Raw genomic sequence first — 14,735 nt, forward strand, 5'->3', positions numbered from 1 at the left:
ATTTTTTTAAACATTTGAGGTGAATATTTTTTGAAGGATACAAGTGAGCAATTTCAACAATCACGCGGTGAAATGGAATTATTATTAAACAAGGCTCGAGATAAAATAATGGAAGCAGAGGACGTGACAATATTTACCCACACCGATTGTGATGGTATAACAGCAGGGGGTATATTGTCTTCAATACTCGATAGGCTTGAAATAGACCATAGCGTAAATTTCGTTGAAATCAATGAAGTGGAAGAATTGAATACGGATACTGACTTAACCATTATCTCTGATTTGGGTGCTGGCCAGGATATTTCCCAACTGTGCAGGTCATCATCCAACTCCACAATCATACTTGATCATCATCCTCCCATCAGAAAGCTGGGAACACAATACAAGGGGGATTTGGTAGAAATCAACCCTAACTATTATGGCTTGGATGGTTCATATACGATTTCCGGTGGGGGATTATCCTATCTTTTGGCTAAGACCATGCATTATTATGACTACAGCTGGATGGGCATACTCAGTGCAGTGGGTGATATGCAAAACAGCATGACCGGAAGACTTAGGGGTTTGAACACTGAAATATTGAATGACGGTGTTGAAGTGGGCTGTGTAAATTATATAAATGATTTGCTCCTCTACGGTAGAAATACCCGGCCTTTGTTCGTGGCCTTGTCATACTTCGGTGATATTCACATTCCATTGACTAACAATAGGAACGAGTGCATACACTTTTTGGAAAGCTTGGATATTCCGGTAAAAAATGATATGGGAACGGTCAGATGTCTATGTGATTTGTCCATGGATGAAAAGTCAAGACTATTTCATGAACTGCTTAAGATGATGACCAGGGAAGTGCCCGACCGTTACATTAAATACATACCTAAATTGATTTCGGGTCAATCCTACGAGTTTACCTTTGAAAAGGAATACACTCCCTATAGGGATGCCAGTGAGTACAGTACCGTTATAAATGCATGTGGACGTAACGGTAGGCATGAGCTTGGAATGGAGGTAATCAAGGGAAATCGTGATAAGATATCATCCCAGTTGGACGTGCTTGTAAAAAGTCATAAGAGATATCTTGCCCAGAGCATGTCAAGAATCCAGGAGGATAACAGCGTTGAATTTCTGGATAATCTGCAATATTTCTATGGAGAGGGAATCAAGCCTAGTGTTGTGGGAACGGTTGCCGGGATGTTACTTAGCAGTTATGATTGGCAAAGACCCATAATGGGTTATACTCATATTGACGGTGATGAACCGGGTTTCAAGGTATCTCTCAGATGTTCCAAATTATTGGGATATGAGGGTATACATTTCGGAAATCTTGTACGTGATGTTGCTTCCAAATGTGGCGGCTCCGGTGGAGGTCATAGTGTAGCTTGTGGGGCATATATTCCAGAGGATAACATTGATGAATTCATTCATCTATTAAATAATTCAATTAATTTTAATTTCTAGGTTTTTTCTTTTTTCTTTATTTCCTCTTTTTTTAAATTATTATTGTAGTATATTGTGTTTTAATTTAAAATTATTTTTTTAAAGGTTTTTTATTGATATAACTTCATTAAATATGATTTATTTCATGTTTGATTCTTGTTTTTGATTTTTCAATATTCAACTAAATTGTAAAAATATAAATATTATCCTACTTAATATAATATTATAGTTATGAAAATTATACATTGATTTTAGAGGGTGCATTATGAGAATATTCAAAAACAAAGGTGAATTTACAAAATTTCAAATACTAGCAAAAATTGCTCAACAAGAGCCTCATCTCAAACAGAAAGATATTGCAGATGAATTAGGTATTACAGTACAGGCTGTTTCAGAGAATATCAAATCTTTAGTTAAGGAAGGTCTAGTGGAAACAGGAAGTTCAAATTTCAGATACAAAATAACTAAATATGGTATTGATAAGGTTAAAACAGAAGCCATCAATCTCAAGTCATATTCTGATATGGTTTTAACTACCATGAATGGATATAAATCAATCTGGCCTGCTATTGCAGCCGAAGATTTACATCAGGGGGAACAGGTATGGTTGAATATGGAAGATGGTATATTGTATGCAGATACCGAAGATAAGTCCGGGGCATATGCTGAAGTATTTAATGATGCTTTAGAAGGTGAAGACGTAACATTAATTAACCTCGGTGGAGAAATAGATTTGGTTCCTAAAGATGTAGTGATTGTTAAAATACCTCCAATAGCTGAAGGCGGTTCACGTGCATGTGACATGGAAAAAATCGAAGAAATATTCTCTCAAGAGTTTGACAGAATTGGTGTATTAGGTACAAGTGCAAGAGCTATAACAAATCATTTGGAAGTATACCCTGACTTTGAGTTTGCTACGGCCGAAGCCACATGTAGTGCTGCAGAAAAAGGTCTACGTGTACTTGTATTTTCAGTAGGTAAAATGACCAATAGAATAATCAATAAATTAGAAGAAAAAGGTATCGTTTACTGTATTGAGGATGTTAAAAAAGTATAATTACATTTAAGTAATTATCACTATAACTTTTTTTATATAAGTTTTATTATTTGTTTATTTTTTCTTGTTTTGGATGGATTTATAATTGTGCTTGTTTTTATTTAACTTCTGTCTATGAATGTATTTTTCTTTGAAACTTTGTACTCGGATGTCTATTTGCCGGAGTTCATCTTTTTAACGATATGCTATTTTTTACTCAAGAAATTTTATTCCGCTAGTATTCAATCTTGTTACCCGGCATTTGTCAACCTGTGTATCCGGTGAGTATGATAGGGCAAAAGCAGTATTTCCAAGCATTGCCATTGACGCTCCAATCGAGTCTTCATTCAATTGTTGAATTACCTCTTCTAGTTGGGGATTTATTAGCTGAGTATTTCTGCTAAATCTGTCGGATAATTTTATGAAGTTTTCAATGCTAGGATTCTTCATTAACTGGTTAAGTAAAAGACTACCACTATTGTTTATTCTTATTTGGTGGGTTGGATTTTCAATTATCGTACTGGTATCTAATGAACCCAAGGTTTTTGTAATAACATATATAGGTTTCGTGATTTGAATTTTATCAATTACTGCATTTACAGGTGTACCCTCCTTGAGTCTGACCACACAGCCGCCATACATCTCGGATATAACATCCCCCAATCCGCTTGATAATGAAACTTCAGCCAGATGTGCAATTTCACCGGCTTGTTTAAACGTAATGTCCACACCAAGTAAGGAAGGTAGTGAAGAGCTAACGCCCAATGCAAAACTTGCACTGGTACCAAAACCCGCCCCAATTTCTAGTCTAAGATCATGATTTATGTTGATGTCATAACATCCTAAATCCACATTGTATCTGTCTGTAATGATATCTATCGTTTTCTTGGTAATGGTATTGAATTTATTGTGTTTGCCATTAACGGTAATTTTTAAATTTCCATTTCCATCACAAACTTGACATGTAGTGATAACACCTTCATCCAATGTAATGCCTGCACCTTTTGAGCCTTTAAGCAGTGGATTTGTGTTTTGGATTATTTCAAAAAATCCCGTAATATGTCCGGGTACAAATACTTTAACTTCATTAATCATATAATAATATATATAACTACAAATTCATATAATATTATAAAAATTTTTAACATAATACAAATAAATAATTTTAGAGGATAACATGTCTGAAAATAAAAGAATAGATTTACATACTCATAGTATATTTAGTGATGGTGAATTATTACCGTCAGAATTAGCACGTAGGGCAGAAGTACTTGGCCACTCCGCTTTAGCAATAACAGATCACGTTGACGCTTCAAACATCGAGGTAGCATCCAAAATAGCCGAAGCAGTAAATGACATACGTGACAACTGGGATATTGAAGTAATTCCTGGAGTGGAAATAACACACACCCCTGTAGAAGTAATAGACAAGCTAGCAAACAAGGCCAGAAGTTTTGGTGCAGAAGTAATTGTCGTACACGGTGAGACAATAGTCGAACCGGTCCGTCCGGGTACAAACCGTGCAGCAGCTGAATGTCCGGAAATCGACATATTGGGTCATCCTGGTTTGATAACGCCTGAAGAAGTTGAAATTGCAATAGACAATGACGTATCGCTGGAAATCAGTGGTAGAAAAGGACACTGTTTCGGAAACGGTCACGTCGCAAAATTAGGACTGGAATACGGTGCCAACTTGGTATTGGATAGTGATACCCATGCACCTGATGATCTTGTTTCATATGACCTGGCTGTAAGAATCGCAAGGGGAGCTGAAATTCCTGAAAATGAACTGGATAATCTTTTAAAATATAATCCACAAAAAATATTAAAAAAAATAGGAATTAACTTATAATCCCTCATCTTTTTCTTTTAACAATCAAAAAAAAGCTTTTTTTAACTTACTCTAGTATAATACGTTATACTCAATAACAATATCATTATCCAACTGATAATAATCCTCTATTTCCAGTTTAACACATTCCTCTTTATCAAAACCCTTTCCATCAACCAATGTAACCGAATCCTTTCCCCCGAGTATCTTGGAACCTATACATACCGATATTTTATCAACTAACCGTTCTTCAAGCATCGAATAGTTAAGCGTGGCACCACCTTCCAGTAAAATGGAAGAAATGCCCATTTCATATAACTTATCCATCGCTTCGGCCAGGTTGACTTTATCATCTCCAACGGAAAAAACAATGGCCTTCTTTGATAATCGTTTGATATCCTCTTTTTCTGCCTTATCTGACGTTATTATTATGGTATCCGCGTCATCATTCAACACCTTTGAATCAAGGGGAGTACGTGCCGAACTATCAATAACGATACGTGTTGGATTATCCTCCTTTTTGGAATCGATCTTATGGATGCTCAGACGAGGATTATCTATCAGTATGGTGTTAATTCCCACCATAATGGCATCGTATTTTTTTCTCAGATTATGCACACGTATCAGGTCATCATGGCCTGATATCTTAAGGGTTGAATCCTTTGTAGCTATCTTACCATCAGCGGTCATGGCAGAATTCAAGTGTATATATGGTTTCATGCTTTCACGGTCAATGTTCGTTTACAAAAAAAATGATTGGTTCTCATATGAATCTATTCATAATTCAAATCCAATGCTTTAAGGGTATTTATGATATTTTCACCATTTCTAACGGCATTAATCAGGACTTCCTGAAATCCCTTTTCAATAATGTTCGCATTTTGAATAATCCACAATATCAAGTCAGGATGATCAGTCAGCCTAAGGTTCTCTAATGCTATAAAATCATCCATGGCTTCCGTTTTTATCGCTATATGTTTGACGTCATCCATTTCTATGGCCTTAATTGTGATGATGTCCTCATCACTTTTAATGCTGAAGTAATCTCCAACCTCACACAGGTCATAAACCTTTTCTTCAATCTTCTTCAAATCCGATGAAATCTTTTCCTGATATTTCCTTCTTTTTTGGATATATATCTTAATCATGTCTTCCATAATAACCTAACCTTACAAATTATATACCTTGATGGCATTTTTTTCAGTCACATGTTCTATTTCGTCAAATTCAATATTTTTTGTTCTTTCAATTCTTTCAATGGTTTTTCTGATATTCAATGGCTGATTAGGCTCACCCTTGACCGGTGATAGGTAGGGACTATCGGTCTCAGTCAGCATGTTTTCAAGGGGCACTTTTTTAATGTTCTGTTTGTGCTTTTTGGAAAACAATGCATTGGTGGCAAAGGATATGTAGTATCCATAATCCACGGCTTCGACGGCGGTTTCTTTTTTTCCGCTGAAACAGTGGAATATTACATCGGGTAGGTTGGTGTACTTTTTGACAATGTCCAGTGCATGCTGTTCTGCTTGTCTTACATGTAAGACTATGGGCATATCATATTCACATGCAAGTGTTAATAATTGATGGAATACATTGTGCTGTCTTCTAAGTTCATCTTCTGGTCGGGGCGTAGCAAAATCCAATCCGATTTCTCCAATGGCATGAATATCATCCAGATTATCCACTATTTGATTCAACGTATCATTGACTCTTTCTTTATTGTCCACTCCCGCATATATGGGATGATAACCAATCGTTGACATGATGAAAGTAGGGTATTGTTTACTCAATGCCAGTGATCTTATATTTCCCTCTATACTGGCACCACAGTCAACTATGTATTTGAATTCCTCTTTTGATTTTTTAATGATGTCCTCTCTGCTATCGTTAAACTCTTCAAAGTTTAAATGACAATGTGCATCTATCATAATCTAACTCCTATCTTCCAAATCTTCTTTTTCTTTCAGTATATGAGCGTATTGCTCTTAAAAAATCTACTTTTCTTAATTCAGGCCATAAACTATCTGTAAAGTATAACTCTGAATATGATGATTGCCATAATAAAAATCCGCTTAAGCGTTCTTCTCCACTTGTTCGGATAATAAGGTTAGGATCATCCAGTCCCGCGGTGTACAGGTTATCGTTTATCAATTCCTCATTTATGTCTTCTGCCTTAAGTTCTCCCTTTTCAACCTTTTTGGCAATCTTTTTGAATGCGTCAACGATTTCCACCCTACCGTCATATCCCATGGCTATGTTAATCTGGTGCTTACTGTAATTTTTAGTGGACTCTTCCGCATCAGATATTGCCTTTCTGACATCTTCGGGGAATAATTCCAATTTACCAACAGCCTTTAGTTTAACTTCATGTTTTCTAATCTTTTTATTGCTGCTAATACTTAAAAAGCTTTTAACAAATAAATCCATCAAGTCCTTAACTTCTTCGGGAGACCTGTTGAAGTTTTCAGTACTAAAAGCATAAACGGTCACAATCTCTATTCCTAAATCAACACACCATTCCAGAACATTTTCAAGCGTATCCACACCACGTTTATGTCCCTCTATAGCCTTCAGGTTTCCCTGCATCTTGGAATAGCGTCTGTTTCCGTCCATGATGATTGCAACATGCTTCGGCATTTTGGTCTTATCCAAATTTCTTGAAATATACCATTCATATAATGAGTATAATGGTTGTAATAAAATCAAATTAATCATCCTTCTATATTATTTTTTTTATTTGTTAATCAAGCTTCTTTTTGGAATTGATAATGCTTATGAGTAATCTAATCGAATTAACATATCCCTCTACAGATTGTGATCTGGACGTGTCAATAAATAAATTTGGTTGTTTTAATGTTAACGCACCATAACTTTTGATTCCGGCAACCAATACGAGACTTCTAAAAATAATGTTTCCTATTATGCCGTCAGGTGCAATTATTATGTTTGCATGATCTTTAATAGCCTCCTCTATAAGGATATAATCATGCTTGATATTGTATTCATCTTTTAAATCATTCACTACCTGTTCACATTCCTCTATGCTCTGGTCAATTTTAGGACTTCTTCCCTTGTCTTGTTTACGTCCTCCCGATAATAATGCAATCTTCGGTTTATATCCTGCCAATTCAACGATGCGTGAACATTCCTCTACAATGACCTTCTTTGCACGGATGGTATCACATTCATCAATACCTACCGGTGCTAGCATAAATTTATGGTTGTCAATTTCAAGAATTGATGCTCTGAATATATGAGGGTACTCCTTTTTTAAATCCATAATGATATTCGATTCCAATGAACCTCTTATCACACCATCGATTTCGGAATCATGGAAGTAATCCAACAATTCTTTATTAGTACGTGCAACCTTTATTTCAATGGGAAATTTTTCAATCGCTTCTAATACGTTTTCATTTTTACCTAAACCTATTGCTATCTTCATGTAAGTGACCCTGATTTAAAAGTTTATTATATAATAATATATTTTTTATTATAATTAATATTAAAATTTATCTAATAACTACTCTTGTCTTAAAAATGGAAAGTTCTTGTTATTGGGAGGATAAATTAAATTTAAATTATCTTAACAAAAAAATAGTAAAAGGAGGGTTATAATTTTTTAAGAGCTGTTTCCATGGCATCAAATGTATTGTCAAGGTCTTCTGTAGTATGTGCTGAAGATAGGAAGATACATTCATATTGTGATGGTGCGATAAACACTCCATTTTCAAGTAATGTGTGGAAATATTTGTCAAATGACTTTGTATCAACATTTTTCACTGATTCATAGTCAATAACCTCATTTTCCGTAAAATATACTTCCGTCATTGATTCAACACCCGTAACCTGGTAGTTTATTTTCAGTTTGCCTAAAACATCTTCAATACCCTTTCTGAAGTATTCTCCTTTGTCATGCATGTCTTTATAGAATTTGTCCGTTAATATGTCCATCGTAGCAAGCCCTGCACTTATGCTCATTGGATTACCGCTGAAGGTACCTGCCTGGTAGATTTTTCCACTAGGTGCAAATTGTTCTATGAACTCTCTTTTACCTGCAATGGCACCAATAGGGAATCCGCCACCCAATATTTTACCGAAGGTAACCAAGTCCGGTGTAACGTCATAGTACTCCTGGGCTCCGCCCTTTGCAATTCTAAAGCCTGTGATGACTTCATCAATTATGAATATTATTCCATTTTCTTCAGTTATTTCTCGTAGGAATTCTAAATAACCTTCCCTTGGCGGTATGCATCCTATGTTTCCCATTATCGGTTCAACGATAATACATGCTATTTCATCCTTATTTTCATTTATGAGTTTGCGAATGGATTCTTCATCATTAAAGCATGCAAGAAGTGTGTTTTTTGCAGCGTCCTCTGGTATACCCGGACAATCAGGTAGTCCTGCTGCACCGGAGCCTGGCTTGACCAGTACGGTATCATGTGCTCCATGATATGCCCCTTCAAATTTAATGATCTTGTCCCTGCCTGTTATACCTCTTGCAAGACGTATGGCACTCATGGTCGCCTCGGTACCGCTATTACAGAAACGTACCATTTCGGCACATGGCACCCTTTTTACAACCTCCTTGGCAAGTTCAACTTCCTGCTGTGATGGAACTCCATAATCGGTACCTAATTCCAACTGCATTTTTGATGCTTCAACGACTTTGTCATTTGCATGACCCATTAAAATTGGACCATAACCCAGACAATAATCGATATACTCATTTCCATCAACATCATATAACTTGGAACCCTTAGCCTTTTCGACAAAAAATGGATAAGGTTTAAATGCTCTTACAGGTGAATTAACTCCTCCTGGTAAGTAATTTACTGCTTCTTCATATAGTTTTTTTGAATTATCTAGATTCATGTTATCCGCTCTTATTTTTTTCTAATGTTAAGTAATGAATTTACAACGGCTACTGCTATAGGCGTTCCGCCTTTAGGTCCGGTAGTAATTGTATATGGGATATCCGTCTGGGATAATGCTTCCTTACTGTCGGCTGCACCCACAAATCCTACAGGTACGCCAACAACTGCACGTGCATCCATTTGGTCTTCTTCAACTAACCTCATTACTTCAAACAATGCGGTTGGTGCATTACCTATTGCAACAACGCCCTTAAATCCATCTTCAGCCGCAACTCTCATGGCCGCTGCAGAACGGGTAATCTCCTCTTTTTTAGCGAGTTTTATTGCTCTTTCATCACGGATATAACACATGACTTCTCCATCATAACGGGTTATACCTGACTTAACCATGTTGATGTCTGTAAGAATGTCCTCTTTCTTGTCAAAACAGTCAAGTGCAGTTTCAACAAATGTTGGTGATATCTTAACTAATTTGGCATATTCAGGGTCTGCTGTAGAGTGAACCACACGTTCTACAATGTCCCTTTCCTCATATGTCAAATCCTTGGTGTCATCATCAATTAATGATTTTATAATTTCTCTACTTTTATTTGCAATATCATAACCTGGTTTGGTTGATGCTCCCATATTGTACATGATTTCATCCTCATTAATTAAATTATATTAAATTTATTTTTTTCTATATTTCTGTCATTTTCTACAATAATTAATTATTTACTTTTAGAAATATATATATTGATTAAAGGTTAATTTAATTTTGATTAATAAATTATAAAAATCGCATTTTGATAACATGATAATACTAAGAAGAAATAAAAAAATCGTGGAATTATATCCAATAGGACCAGCAAAAGGTGCATTAAACTCTAAACGTGTACCTTTATTTTACAGCTACTTCAAATTACAGGAAGTTGATGGAAAAATAAGACCGTACCGTTTTATCATTAGACAGGATAATGTGGAAACAATAAAGATGCCAAAGGAAGCAATAAAAATTATGAGAAAGCAAAATGTTCTGCTGGCCACAAAGGATGAAAACATAGAAAAAATGCTTGATTCACTAAACATAGCATATAAGTACACTCACATCTGCAGACACTGTACATTTGAGGGCAACATTACATTACTTAAAAAGTCGGCATCATACAAACTTTACGACGAATACATATGCAAATCATGTGCAGAGGATGAAATACATCGTATAATGAAGTTACGTGGCTATAAAGAAGCGACATTTCCAAATTTTAAAAAGTTACTTAACAAAACACACAACTTGGAGAAGGTACTTAAGGTATTTGACCCGAAATTCAATCCCATTCAAAATGAAGATTTAACATTATACGATAAGATAACAGTCAAAAAACACAAATATCCCCGAATCAATGTAAATACCCTTAAAATTCCAAAAAGATTCAAGGCCATTCTATCAAAGAAACTAAAACATCTTCTTCCTGTACAAATCCTGGCACTCAATGCGGGTCTATTGGAAGGTGAAAACTTGCTTGTCGTATCGGCTACGGCATCAGGTAAGACATTGGTTGGAGAGCTGGCCGGAATACCAAAGGCCATGAATCACAAGAAATTCATCTATCTTACACCACTGGTTGCCCTTGCCAACCAAAAGTACAGAGACTTTAAAAAACAGTACAAGGATTTGGGTCTAAAGGTAGCCATCAAGGTGGGATCAAATAGGATAAAGGCAAAAAATGAGCTGACCATTGCAAACAAATCCGCAAAGCATGCCGATATAATCGTTGCAACATATGAAGGACTGGATTTCATGTTACGTTCTTCCAGGTATGATGAATTAAAAAACATTGGATGTGTCGTAATCGATGAGATACACATGCTTGATGAACAGGAAAGAGGTCCAAGATTAAACGGATTGGTTAACAGGTTATTAACGATTTTTCCGGATGCTCAGCTAATCGGGTTATCCGCTACAGTTAAAAATTCAAAACAAATAGCAAGCAACTTCAAAATGAAACTGGTTGAATATGACCAAAGACCGGTACCGTTGGAACGTCATTTGATATTTACAAAAAATGAGTACGAAAAGAACTCATTGCTGGCAAGTCTGTCAAAAAAGGAATTCAACACATTATCCTCCAAGGGTTATCATGGACAGACGATAATTTTTACAAATTCACGTAGGAAAACACATTCAATAACACAGCAAATACAAAAAAGAGGACTGACCGCAGCGGCATACCATGCTGGATTATCCTATTCCAAAAAGGTAAAGATAGAAAAGGATTTTGCAAATCAAAATATATCCACCGTTGTGACAACGGCAGCTCTTGCAGCAGGTGTGGACTTCCCGGCAGCACAGGTACTGTTTGAAACATTACGTATGGGAAACAAATGGCTTACAAACAATGACTTCTCGCAGATGCTGGGACGTGCAGGCAGGCCATCCTACCATGACCGGGGAAAGGTATTCTTACTTCCGGAAATCTCCAAGGAGTACGATAATGAATCTGAAGAGGAAATGGCTATAAAGTTACTTGATAGTGATGTGGACGATATCAACGTGGAATACAGTGAACTTGACAGCTACGAACAGGTACTGGCTGATATCTCATCAATCAGGAATGCAGATATCAGAAACATGGAATCCAGTTATAACAAGTTGGAAACACCTCTGCTATTTGAAGAAGTGATAAATGTGCTCCATGATAGAAAACTGATAATGCATCACAATAATAATGAATCGGTTCTTCTTCCAACAAAATATGGACGTGCAGTTTCAATGTCATTTTTGGAAATACCCAAGGCAGAATACATTAAAAAACATATCAATCAGGATCCATTGTTGATAGTAGAGTCAATCGAGCCATTTGACAGTGCATATATCAGTAACCGCTTGGTAACACGGGTGTCCAAGGCACTTAAAACAAACGTCAGCACGAGGCTGTTTGCAGATTCCACCCGTACAATATTGACATCGGGAGAAGTTCTTGCCAAGTTGGATTCACAATATGCAGATAAGTTACTTGCTATGCAGATAGATTTCATGGACTGTAAATGTAAGGAAAGACCATTCTGTTCGTGTCTTGAAAGAAATATCTCTCATAAAATTATCAGAAGAAGACTTCAGGGTTGGAATCCCAATAGAATAAGTAAGGAGTTCATGTCATTATATGATATACATATCTATCCGGGGGATGTATTCACCTGGCTTGACCAGGTAATCAGAACATTAGAGGCAATATCCCGAATAGCAAACGCATTCAACAATAAAAAAGTCAGAGATAATTGTAATCGTCTAATTAAAAAGATAGAACAAGGTAAATGATTAATTATCTCTCAACAACCTTTTTATATCCTCTATGATGCTATCATATGCATCATTTAATAGTTTTTTGCCCAATTCTTCATCGATAGTCATGCCGTGGTTTTCAATGTAGTCGGCCTCTTTGTCAATGATTTGGTTATTGCTTCTTGCCATTTTTAATCCAATCATACCCACTTCGGGGTTTTTGGAGTAATCCTGATGAACATCCATCTTAGTATCGTCACAGAAACCAAGAACGCTTCCCATTGATAACTCACCGGTACATGCATGTGGTCCCTCATTTTCTATAATCGAATTGTTGAAGATGACATTCAATTTACATCCATCTTCTATTGTGTCAATTTCATCCAAAAGCAAATTGTTTCCGCCATGACCGTTAACTATAATCACACTTTCCAAATCAAGCAGTTTACGTGCATTATCTAACTGGGGGATAATCTGATTACAAATCAATTCATCCTTATCCAGATGCCATCCGTGTTTAACGTAATCATACTCCGTTGCTGCATAGAATATGCCCAAGTATGTAGCACCGGTATCTGTAGCCACCTTTAATGTCACGTTGGATGCTATCTTTGAATCCGTATCGATTGGAAGACAACTTCCATGATTTTCTCTATGGGAACCCAGGGCGATTAATCCGATTTTATGTATCTCTTCAGATAAGACGTTACCTGATGAATACTTCATTTTAATGCTTTTGTCCATCTGTTCACCTAGATTTTCAAGTCCCATATTTCATCTCCGACATAGTGGAGATTTTCTATTGCTTTGCCTTTGTCGTTTTCAATCATTTCTTCACCAGAAATGAGGCTGATACCAATTGCCAATGGTTTTTTATGGCTTTCTTCAATTACGATGATGGTTTCTCCGGGTTGTATGCTTTTATCCGCATCAACTATTCCCGGTGACATGATGTCTGCTCCTTTAATAACGAAGTTTATGGCACCCATGTCTACCATGGCATATTTTTCGCTAATCTCTTTATCAACAACTGCCTTTAATGTTGGAATTACCCTATCCTCTGTCTGCATTACTAATGGTTGATTGTTTACAAGCAATATGTCGGGCATATCTTCTATCTTGATAAATTCCACTTGTGCCTTTTTAGGGATAATGTCCTCATAACTGCCTAATTCCTTCTTGATTTCCTTAATCTTTTTATTTTTCAGAAAATATCGTTGTTTGGTTTTCATAGATTTAATTACCTCGATTGTTAATATACGTATTATTCTTCTTATTTTTTTTAGATAATATTTTTATTTTTTAAATATAAAATATTTTTTCAATAAAATGTTTATATAAAATAATATAATATAACTGGGATATCATGGATGTTTAATGTTGCCGATGGCTAAAATTATTCAAATGAGAATATTTTTGTAATAATTATTTTAAGCGTTATAAAGCTTTTTTTATCCAGATATAAAGTAGACTAATTAAGTCATAGATACATTTATATATAATCTAAAATAAATAAATAAATATATTATTGATAAGGTGATTAATTTGAATGACCAGAAAAATAACAACAATACATCTAGACCACTAGATGCATTAGGAAAATCATTAAATTCTCAAGTACTTATTAAACTTAAAGGTGGAAAAGAATTCAGAGGTGCATTACAAAGTTTTGACATGCACATGAATTTAGTACTTAACGATGCTGAAGAACTCGAAGATGGGGAATCCACTCGTAGATTAGGCGTTGTTTTAGTTCGCGGAGATAACATCGTATATATATCACCAGGATAGGCATGTAAAAGGACACCTTAGTAGTAACATCTATTAATTAATCGTCCTTATTTTAAATTGTTTTTCAACTATTTTTTTGTTGAATGTACGTAATTATTTTGAATAGATTTTAATCTATTCTCTCTTTTTTACCTTTTTCATAAAAGGATTTTCTATTTATTATTTAACATAATCATTGGAGGAATTATACTTGAAAGGAACACCATCATTTGGGAAACGTAATAAGAAAAATCATATCAGATGTAGAAGATGTGGAAGAAACGCTTACAACCCAAATAAAAAATTCTGTGCTTCATGTGGATTCGGTAGATCCCGTAGATTAAGAAGATACAGTTGGCAAAATAAAAAACCTGTAACAGGTAAAAGATTAAAATAGATATACATTTATCTAACAATCTTTTTTTTCACATCCAATACTACTTTTAATTATTTTAGATTTTTAAGCATTTTAACATGACTTGTATTTTTTCACTATAAAAAGTCAAAGATTAAACTAAT

16 protein-coding genes are annotated in these 14,735 nt (G+C 35.5%); 6 read left to right on the plus strand and 10 right to left on the minus strand.

What is annotated here, in order from left to right:
* The first annotated feature begins 30 nt into the window (after nt 1-30).
* Entirely contained in the window at nt 31-1,458 is a 1,428-nt protein-coding gene (gene recJ, locus AW729_RS09950) for a single-stranded-DNA-specific exonuclease RecJ (RefSeq protein WP_236951227.1), read from the plus strand.
* Nucleotides 1,459-1,702: 244 nt separating this feature from the next.
* Nucleotides 1,703-2,494 (plus strand): winged helix-turn-helix transcriptional regulator, encoded by a 792-nt coding sequence (locus tag AW729_RS09955; protein WP_112124972.1) that lies wholly within the window; start codon nt 1,703-1,705, stop codon nt 2,492-2,494.
* Nucleotides 2,495-2,686: 192 nt separating this feature from the next.
* Here AW729_RS09955 and AW729_RS09960 read toward each other — a convergent pair whose 3' ends face one another.
* Nucleotides 2,687-3,568 (minus strand): pantoate kinase, encoded by an 882-nt coding sequence (locus AW729_RS09960; protein WP_112124973.1) that lies wholly within the window; start codon nt 3,566-3,568, stop codon nt 2,687-2,689.
* A gap of 82 nt (nt 3,569-3,650) precedes the next feature.
* On the opposite strand from AW729_RS09960, the gene AW729_RS09965 reads away from it, so the two are divergent.
* On the plus strand, nt 3,651-4,325 hold the full coding sequence (locus AW729_RS09965; protein WP_112124974.1) for a histidinol phosphate phosphatase domain-containing protein: 675 nt from the start codon (nt 3,651-3,653) through the stop codon (nt 4,323-4,325).
* 51 nt (nt 4,326-4,376) lie between these two features.
* Here the strand turns inward: AW729_RS09965 and AW729_RS09970 are convergent, their stop codons facing one another.
* From AW729_RS09970 to AW729_RS10000, 7 genes are all read right to left on the minus strand, one after another.
* Complete coding sequence (locus AW729_RS09970; RefSeq protein WP_112124975.1) at nt 4,377-5,024, minus strand: 2,5-diamino-6-(ribosylamino)-4(3H)-pyrimidinone 5'-phosphate reductase; 648 nt, start codon at nt 5,022-5,024, stop codon at nt 4,377-4,379.
* Nucleotides 5,025-5,077: 53 nt separating this feature from the next.
* On the minus strand, nt 5,078-5,461 hold the full coding sequence (locus tag AW729_RS09975; RefSeq protein WP_112124976.1) for a hypothetical protein: 384 nt from the start codon (nt 5,459-5,461) through the stop codon (nt 5,078-5,080).
* A 12-nt stretch (nt 5,462-5,473) separates the two neighbouring features.
* Entirely contained in the window at nt 5,474-6,232 is a 759-nt protein-coding gene (locus AW729_RS09980) for a TatD family hydrolase (protein ID WP_112124977.1), read from the minus strand.
* A gap of 10 nt (nt 6,233-6,242) precedes the next feature.
* Nucleotides 6,243-7,010, minus strand: a complete 768-nt coding sequence (gene uppS, locus AW729_RS09985; protein ID WP_236951228.1) for a polyprenyl diphosphate synthase — start codon at nt 7,008-7,010, stop codon at nt 6,243-6,245.
* Nucleotides 7,011-7,044: 34 nt separating this feature from the next.
* Entirely contained in the window at nt 7,045-7,749 is a 705-nt protein-coding gene (gene mtxX, locus AW729_RS09990) for a methanogenesis marker protein Mmp4/MtxX (RefSeq protein WP_112124979.1), read from the minus strand.
* 167 nt (nt 7,750-7,916) lie between these two features.
* Entirely contained in the window at nt 7,917-9,182 is a 1,266-nt protein-coding gene (hemL, locus tag AW729_RS09995; RefSeq protein WP_112124980.1) for a glutamate-1-semialdehyde 2,1-aminomutase, read from the minus strand.
* A gap of 11 nt (nt 9,183-9,193) precedes the next feature.
* Nucleotides 9,194-9,820 carry a cobalt-precorrin-8 methylmutase gene (locus AW729_RS10000; RefSeq protein ID WP_112124981.1) on the minus strand — a complete coding sequence of 209 codons (627 nt, stop codon included), beginning with the start codon at nt 9,818-9,820 and terminating at the stop codon, nt 9,194-9,196.
* A gap of 157 nt (nt 9,821-9,977) precedes the next feature.
* Here AW729_RS10000 and AW729_RS10005 point away from each other — a divergent pair, with 157 nt between their 5' ends.
* Complete coding sequence (locus AW729_RS10005) at nt 9,978-12,482, plus strand: DUF5814 domain-containing protein (RefSeq protein ID WP_112124982.1); 2,505 nt, start codon at nt 9,978-9,980, stop codon at nt 12,480-12,482.
* Here the strand turns inward: AW729_RS10005 and arfB are convergent, their stop codons facing one another.
* Entirely contained in the window at nt 12,483-13,217 is a 735-nt protein-coding gene (gene arfB / locus AW729_RS10010) for a 2-amino-5-formylamino-6-ribosylaminopyrimidin-4(3H)-one 5'-monophosphate deformylase (protein ID WP_236951229.1), read from the minus strand.
* Nucleotides 13,199-13,678, minus strand: coding sequence for an RNA-binding protein (locus AW729_RS10015; protein ID WP_112124983.1), 480 nt, complete (start codon nt 13,676-13,678; stop codon nt 13,199-13,201). Before AW729_RS10015 ends, arfB begins: the two co-directional genes overlap by 19 nt.
* A gap of 313 nt (nt 13,679-13,991) precedes the next feature.
* Here AW729_RS10015 and AW729_RS10020 point away from each other — a divergent pair, with 313 nt between their 5' ends.
* Nucleotides 13,992-14,237: an LSm family protein gene (locus AW729_RS10020; protein WP_112124984.1), complete on the plus strand. Its 246-nt coding sequence runs from the start codon at nt 13,992-13,994 to the stop codon at nt 14,235-14,237.
* Between the two features lie 190 nt (nt 14,238-14,427).
* The gene (locus tag AW729_RS10025) at nt 14,428-14,613 is read left to right on the plus strand and encodes a 50S ribosomal protein L37e (RefSeq protein WP_112124985.1); all 186 of its coding nucleotides are present in this window, start codon (nt 14,428-14,430) and stop codon (nt 14,611-14,613) included.
* Nucleotides 14,614-14,735 lie beyond the last annotated feature (122 nt).

This window comes from Methanosphaera sp. BMS (assembly GCF_003268005.1).
GTDB lineage: Archaea > Methanobacteriota > Methanobacteria > Methanobacteriales > Methanobacteriaceae > Methanosphaera.

Coding starts and splice junctions, on each gene's coding strand:
- AW729_RS10000 (WP_112124981.1), bottom strand. CDS start 9,820: ATGTACAATATGGGAGCATCAACCAAACCAGGTTATGATATTGCAAAT.
- AW729_RS10015 (WP_112124983.1), bottom strand. CDS start 13,678: ATGAAAACCAAACAACGATATTTTCTGAAAAATAAAAAGATTAAGGAA.
- AW729_RS09955 (WP_112124972.1), top strand. CDS start 1,703: ATGAGAATATTCAAAAACAAAGGTGAATTTACAAAATTTCAAATACTA.
- AW729_RS09970 (WP_112124975.1), bottom strand. CDS start 5,024: ATGAAACCATATATACACTTGAATTCTGCCATGACCGCTGATGGTAAG.
- hemL (WP_112124980.1), bottom strand. CDS start 9,182: ATGAATCTAGATAATTCAAAAAAACTATATGAAGAAGCAGTAAATTAC.
- AW729_RS09965 (WP_112124974.1), top strand. CDS start 3,651: ATGTCTGAAAATAAAAGAATAGATTTACATACTCATAGTATATTTAGT.
- mtxX (WP_112124979.1), bottom strand. CDS start 7,749: ATGAAGATAGCAATAGGTTTAGGTAAAAATGAAAACGTATTAGAAGCG.
- AW729_RS09980 (WP_112124977.1), bottom strand. CDS start 6,232: ATGATAGATGCACATTGTCATTTAAACTTTGAAGAGTTTAACGATAGC.
- arfB (WP_236951229.1), bottom strand. CDS start 13,217: ATGGGACTTGAAAATCTAGGTGAACAGATGGACAAAAGCATTAAAATG.
- AW729_RS09960 (WP_112124973.1), bottom strand. CDS start 3,568: ATGATTAATGAAGTTAAAGTATTTGTACCCGGACATATTACGGGATTT.
- AW729_RS09975 (WP_112124976.1), bottom strand. CDS start 5,461: ATGGAAGACATGATTAAGATATATATCCAAAAAAGAAGGAAATATCAG.
- AW729_RS10005 (WP_112124982.1), top strand. CDS start 9,978: ATGATAATACTAAGAAGAAATAAAAAAATCGTGGAATTATATCCAATA.